Below are 5,832 nucleotides of genomic sequence, written 5' to 3'. Positions count from 1 at the left end.
CCTGTTCTGTCTCTAAAAATGGAACGTATCCTTCAATCCAACCCAGAGCTGATCTTTATCGCTTAAGTTCAATGCTGTTCCATCTTCCAACTGATATCCGTCAGCAGACGCTGTCCCCTGGTACGCGCCAGTCAACTGTGGCCATTCAATTCCAATCTCCGGATCATTCCACGCCAAGCCACCTTCATCTCCCGGATGGTAGAAGTCTGTACATTTATAACAGAATTCTGCAATATCGCTCAACACTAAAAACCCATGTGCGAATCCTTCTGGAATATAGAATTGCTTCTTATTCTCTTCTGTCAATTCTACCCCGAACCATTTCCCATAAGTCTCACTATCGCTTCGGAGGTCAACTGCCACATCAAACACAGAGCCTTTCACAACTCGCACCAATTTTCCCTGTGGAAATTCCTTCTGAAAATGTAATCCCCGAAGGACACCTTTTGTGGAGCAGGACTGATTGTCCTGTACAAAATTCATAGTAAGTCCTGCCTCTTCCATATCCCTCTGATTGTAGGTCTCCATAAAATACCCTCTGGCATCTCCATGAACAGTCGGCTCAATTACGCACAGTCCCGGAATTCCACCGGCATTTTTCTCAACTTTAATCTGTCCCATCTATATCATCTCCTATATTATAACGCGAATTAAAATTCAATCTCTTTCAGATATCTGCCCAATGCATCCTGCCATGTCGGCAATGGTTCAAAACCATTCTCTATCAGCTTGCTCTTGTCGAGTCTGCTGTTGAATGGACGCGCCGCCTTAGAGATTCCATATTCTTCGGTCGTTACCGGAGATACGGTCAATCTGTCTTCTGCATACTCTTCATGCCCCATCTCTACTGCCTGGCGGAAGATCTCTTTTGTGAAGTCATACCAGCTGATATAACCGCCTTCATTCGTTGCATGATAATAACCATACTTCTCTGTCTCAATCATATCCACTAATAATCTTGCAAGATCGAACGTATAAGTCGGTGTTCCAATCTGATCATTCACCACCGTTAATTTATCATGGGTCTTTCCTACATTCAGCATCGTCTTGATAAAGTTCTTACCATTCTTACCAAATACCCATGCAATCCGCACGATGAAATATTTCTCTAAAGTCTCAGATACTGCCAATTCTCCTTCCAGCTTGGTCTGTCCATAGACATTCAATGGCTTGTAATCCTTACAATCCGGCTGCCAAGGCTTCAGTCCCTGGCCATCAAACACATAGTCCGTACTGATATATACCATCTTACAATCCAGCTTCTTGCAGACATTCGCAATATTGGCTGTGCCACCTGCATTAATGGCACGTACTTTTTCAACCTTATCATCATCTTCTGCCATATCCACTGCTGTCCATGCTGCACAGTGAACGACTACATCTGGATGAACCTCCGTAATCTTCTCTTCTACAGAAGCTGCATCTGTAATATCCATTGGAATATATGGCATTGTAGTAACTGCAGAACCATCTGCCACTCCACTATATTCCAGAGCAATATCACTTCCAATTCCTTCATATCCACGCCTTGCCAGTTCGTTCATGACATCATGCCCAAGCTGGCCGCCAACGCCTGTTACTAATACCTTCATACGATTACCTCCTGCTGCCACAATTAACGATTTGCATACATCTTCTCATAATAATTCTGATATTCACCAGAGATAATAGTCTCCCACCATTCTTTATGATCCAGATACCACTGAATCGTCTTCTTGATACCATCTGCAAACTTTGTCTCCGGAAGCCAGCCCAATTCATTATGAATCTTGGTTGGGTCGATTGCATAACGCATATCATGACCTTTACGGTCTGTTACATAAGTAATCAGGCTTTCTGGTTTCCCTAATTCTTTACAGATAATCTTAACAATGTCAATGTTCTTCATCTCGTTATGTCCACCGATATTGTATACTTCACCAACTCGTCCTTTGTGAATGATCAGATCAATTGCCTTACAGTGATCTTCTACATACAGCCAGTCACGGACATTCTCTCCCTTACCATATACCGGAAGTGGCTTGTCATTCAGTGCATTAGCAATCATCAATGGAATCAGCTTCTCTGGGAAATGATATGGGCCATAGTTGTTCGAACATCTACTAATGGTCACAGGGAGACCATAGGTTCTATGATATGCCAGCACTAACAGGTCAGCTGCTGCCTTCGAAGAGCTATATGGGCTACTTGTGTGAATTGGTGTTTCCTCTGTAAAGAACAGATCTGGTCTGTCCAGTGGAAGATCTCCGTACACCTCATCAGTAGATACCTGATGATAACGGGTAATTCCATATTTTCTACAAGCATCCATCAACACTGCTGTTCCTTTAATGTTCGTATCCAAGAATACTTCCGGATTCTCAATAGAACGGTCTACATGACTCTCTGCGGCAAAGTTCACCACGATATCCGGATGCTCCTCTTCGAATAATCTGTACACTGCTTCACGATCTGTGATACTCTCTTTTACAAATCTAAAATTCGGGTTGTCCATGACAGGTGCCAGTGTGGATAAATTTCCTGCATAAGTCAGACAATCCAGACATACAATACGATAATCCGGGTACTTCTCTAACATGTGAAATATAAAGTTACTTCCAATAAATCCAGCTCCGCCAGTTACAATAATTGTCATAATCATATTCTCCTTTTGTGTTCTAATGTTCTTCACAGTTCTTCACTCCACATGCGCAATCGTCGCCTCTTTTCGAGGCTCCAATCTCGCTACTATGCAGCTAAGATTGCTTATGTGGGTGAAGTTCCTGCTTCGCAGTTCAATTTCAGAAGAATAACCATTCTTTTACGTGTAAACACGAAAAGCCTGATTATTCTTCTGAAATAACTGTGAATAGTAACGTTTTTAATACAAGTTTTCTTGATACTTCCCATCTAATACGTCTTTCAGGTACTGTCCGTACTGGTTCTTTTTCAGTACTTCATAGACTTTCATGACTTCTTCTTTGCTGATCCAGCCATTCAGATATGCGATCTCTTCCAGGCATGCGATCTTACGATGCTGATGTGTCTCTACTGTCTTAACAAAATTTGTTGCATCTACCAGACTTTCATGTGTTCCGGTATCCAGCCAGGTAAATCCTTGTCCAAGGAGCTCTACATTCAGCTGATTGTCTTCCAGATAGATGCGGTTCAGGTCTGTGACCTCTAACTCGCCTCTTTTTCCAGGCTTCAGGTTCTTGGCATACTCTACAACTTTATTATCATAGAAGTATAATCCCGTTACGCAGTAATTGCTCTTTGGATGTTCTGGTTTCTCTTCAATAGAGATTGCCTTTCCGTTGTGGTCGAACTCTACGATACCAAAACGTTCCGGATCATCTACATAATAGCCGAATACTGTCGCACCTTTTCCAGACTCTGCATTTTCCACGGCCGCTTTCAGACGCTTTTTCAAGCCATGACCTGCAAAAATATTATCTCCCAGAACCATTGCAACGGTATCGTCACCAATGAAGTCTGCACCAATGATAAAGGCCTGTGCCAGTCCATCCGGGCTTGGCTGAACTGCATAGGAAAGATTCACACCATACTGGTGTCCATCTCCCAACAGTTCCTGAAATCTCGGTGTATCTTGTGGAGTGGAGATAATCAAGATATCACGAATACCTGCATTCATCAATACAGACATCGGATAATAGATCATCGGTTTATCATAAATCGGTAATAATTGCTTCGATGTTACCATAGTCAGAGGATACAGACGTGTACCAGAACCTCCTGCTAATATAATTCCCTTCATAATAGGAACCTCCTTTGTAATGTATGTAATTATTATGTTCCCAATTCAGTCGATTTCATCCTGTCTGAACACATTATAAAAGGTGACCTTGGGTCACCTTCAAGTACTTTTTTAATTTTTAATAAACAAAATTATTCACAAATTTTTTCTCAAAAAAATCTTCTGTATAGACAAATGCATCTTTAAAAATATAATCTTTCAACCTCTGCATAAAAGGTGGTGTATAATTCTGATTTAACAATGCCTTGTTCTTTACCTGATTATAAATATTTGCATTTTTATCTGCACTACACACCAATATGTAATAAACATGTAACTTAGCAAACTTAACAGGATTTACCACGTCAAAAATAGCATTTTCATATCCTTCTTCTGTCACTGTATAAAACATGTCTAATATCATATACCAATTTTCATATGCCTTTTTAATGATATTATCCTTTGTTGTTTTTTTATCACTTCTTATAGGACAATCTTTAAATTCAATCAAATACCATTCATTATTTTTGTTAATCATAAATGCATCTACAGTAGTAATAGGATTCTCCTTCAAGGAAGATGCCTTAGCTTTTCTATACCCATCTTTTGCTAATACATCCATAGATACCACTTCTAAATCTCCACCACTATTACATAGATATCGTGATTCATCATTTGTATTATTCAGGGACACTTCATGTAAAGAAGATAAAAATGATAATTCTATTCCATTTCTCATTAAATATCTCATTACTGTGTCTTTAAATACATCAAAATTACTCATCCTCATCCATTCCTATTTCATACCTAAGTTTATCTAATAACATACTGGGAGTTACCAGTTGGCTATAGATTCTTTCCAAATTATTTGTAACATTATCAAAAACTACTAATTCATCCTCCATTCTCGACAAATAAAAATTACTCTTGTCATTTAACTTATATTTTTTTACACTTAATTCTATAGCCTCCAAAAAATCACGGCTATGTGTTGTAACTACAATACTCAGATCAAACATTTTCTGCAAAAGAACAATTAATTCTGCATAAACCAATTGCCATTCAGGATGAAGATGAATCTCTGGCTCATCCAAAATAAGTACATCTTTTTCTTTAAGAATTCCCTTTTCCAACAGCATCTTTACTAATACAAAAGACTTTAACCCTGCTGAAAGATTCTCAAAATGAACTGGCTCTTGATATTCTTCTGAGCTTAATTCCCATTGTCCATTTCGCACGGATATCTTTCCTTTTGTTATCTGATCCAAAATATTATATATCTCTTTTAGACTATCTTTCGCCTTAACTGCATCAAATATACCTTCCATTAGATCATCGTCACTTAATCGTTCAATCAATTGATTACGAATTGTATTATTAGACAAGAAATAAAATCCTGTTAAATTATCCAAAACAAAAGGATCGTCAATAAAAAAAGCTTCATGCAAAATATTATACTCTGTCTCCCATTTGACACATTCATTATTTTCAAACTGAATTGATAATTCTTTATTTTTAATTACCAATGTTACCTTTGCTTTTTTTTCAGCTCCTTTTAAACATTGGATTTGAGAATCAAATACCTGTGTGAAAAATCTCTGTATTAATTCTAATGCAATCTCATAATCGTCATTTTTCTTTAACGAAACAATTTTATCATATGTATTTTCAAGAATCTCTTCAACTCTTTCTTCTGATAATTCTACATTATATTTTTTTAGAATATCTATTAATATCTTATGATATTTTAATTTATCAACTGTACCCTGTCTCACAAGAATATTGCTAAACTCTTTACTTATTCTGTCAGATATCGTTCTTGGTGAACGTAATTCATGCATAAATGCATTGCGCATACCCCTATTGCATACATCATATATATTCTCAATTCTTCGCTTTTCTATCTTTCCTTCTATATCATATAGAGAATTAAAAGAAGAATATAATACTTTTCCAATTGTACTTTTTGCCGAATTGTTTTCTCCTGCTATTACTGTAATCCCATCAATCATTATATCTGCATGCTTTATTTTCGCAAAATTATCAATAATTAATTTCATTTTAAAATACCTTCTGCCCATTTCATTTATTCATCT

6 protein-coding genes are annotated in these 5,832 nt (G+C 37.6%); all 6 read right to left on the bottom strand.

Annotation, left to right across the window (positions count from 1 at the left end; all coding sequences use genetic code 11):
- Positions 1–12: 12 nt before the first annotated feature.
- Complete coding sequence (gene rfbC, locus ACQRD1_RS14450) at positions 13–621, bottom strand: dTDP-4-dehydrorhamnose 3,5-epimerase (RefSeq protein ID WP_427787925.1); 609 nt, start codon at positions 619–621, stop codon at positions 13–15.
- 29 nt (positions 622–650) lie between these two features.
- Complete coding sequence (rfbD, locus tag ACQRD1_RS14445) at positions 651–1,592, bottom strand: dTDP-4-dehydrorhamnose reductase (protein ID WP_427787923.1); 942 nt, start codon at positions 1,590–1,592, stop codon at positions 651–653.
- A 23-nt stretch (positions 1,593–1,615) separates the two neighbouring features.
- Entirely contained in the window at positions 1,616–2,635 is a 1,020-nt protein-coding gene (gene rfbB, locus ACQRD1_RS14440) for a dTDP-glucose 4,6-dehydratase (protein WP_235232121.1), read from the bottom strand.
- A gap of 225 nt (positions 2,636–2,860) precedes the next feature.
- Complete coding sequence (gene rfbA, locus ACQRD1_RS14435) at positions 2,861–3,757, bottom strand: glucose-1-phosphate thymidylyltransferase RfbA (RefSeq protein WP_235232120.1); 897 nt, start codon at positions 3,755–3,757, stop codon at positions 2,861–2,863.
- Between the two features lie 118 nt (positions 3,758–3,875).
- Entirely contained in the window at positions 3,876–4,520 is a 645-nt protein-coding gene (locus ACQRD1_RS14430; protein WP_427787920.1) for a hypothetical protein, read from the bottom strand.
- Complete coding sequence (locus ACQRD1_RS14425) at positions 4,513–5,796, bottom strand: AAA family ATPase (RefSeq protein WP_347376552.1); 1,284 nt, start codon at positions 5,794–5,796, stop codon at positions 4,513–4,515. Before ACQRD1_RS14425 ends, ACQRD1_RS14430 begins: the two co-directional genes overlap by 8 nt.
- Positions 5,797–5,832 lie beyond the last annotated feature (36 nt).

The sequence above is a fragment of the Bariatricus sp. SGI.019 genome (assembly GCF_050315235.1).
Lineage (GTDB): Bacteria > Bacillota > Clostridia > Lachnospirales > Lachnospiraceae > JAFBIX01.
The sequence above is the reverse complement of the archived record's forward strand: the minus strand, read 5'-3'. Positions and strand labels throughout refer to the sequence as shown.

Coding starts and splice junctions, on each gene's coding strand:
- rfbD (WP_427787923.1), bottom strand. CDS start 1,592: ATGAAGGTATTAGTAACAGGCGTTGGCGGCCAGCTTGGGCATGATGTC.
- rfbC (WP_427787925.1), bottom strand. CDS start 621: ATGGGACAGATTAAAGTTGAGAAAAATGCCGGTGGAATTCCGGGACTG.
- rfbB (WP_235232121.1), bottom strand. CDS start 2,635: ATGACAATTATTGTAACTGGCGGAGCTGGATTTATTGGAAGTAACTTT.
- ACQRD1_RS14430 (WP_427787920.1), bottom strand. CDS start 4,520: ATGAGTAATTTTGATGTATTTAAAGACACAGTAATGAGATATTTAATG.
- rfbA (WP_235232120.1), bottom strand. CDS start 3,757: ATGAAGGGAATTATATTAGCAGGAGGTTCTGGTACACGTCTGTATCCT.
- ACQRD1_RS14425 (WP_347376552.1), bottom strand. CDS start 5,796: ATGAAATTAATTATTGATAATTTTGCGAAAATAAAGCATGCAGATATA.